The 564-nt window shown below is 30.0% G+C and carries 1 protein-coding gene; it reads right to left on the reverse strand.

Annotated elements, in window-relative coordinates:
* Positions 1 to 564: polysaccharide pyruvyl transferase family protein (locus GN208_RS17890; protein WP_243828520.1), on the reverse strand; the 564-nt coding region annotated here is incomplete at both ends.

Raw genomic sequence — 564 nt, forward strand, 5'->3', positions numbered from 1 at the left:
GTATCATATTTTTTCATGCCATGCTCTCCGGATGCATCGATTACATTAAAGCCTTTATTCTGAAGAAAATTAACAAAAATATTAGTTTTTCTTTGGGTAAGGCCAGATGTATATTCAGATTTATCCCATCCTCGATTAAAAAGAATATCTACATCATAGCCTAAAGATATTATTTTATTTATTAGATCATAGGTATACGGGAAATAATCATATCGCTGTGGTGCTGAAATGGCAATTTTATTATTTTTGACAACAATTTTGTCCATTGACTCTCGAAGATAAGACGCTGCACAGCCTGTAACAAATGCAGTATCTAAATTGAATATTTTCTTTGTTATTTCATCTCTTACACTTATATTTTCTTTTTTTCCAGAGAATGGAAGTGAAGAAAATTTAGTTGAATAGTTAAATAAGTAAGAACCAGCACCAAAAAAGATATATCGGCAATTTTTATGTGGCGCTGCTGACAATAAATGTTGAAATTTAAATTCAAATACAGGGCCTCCACTAAATATGATAGTTTCATTACATAGATTAGTATTAATACTGACTCTAATAAACATA

It is taken from the genome of Morganella sp. HSTU-ASny43, from assembly GCF_022819185.1.
Lineage (GTDB): Bacteria > Pseudomonadota > Gammaproteobacteria > Enterobacterales > Enterobacteriaceae > Morganella > Morganella morganii.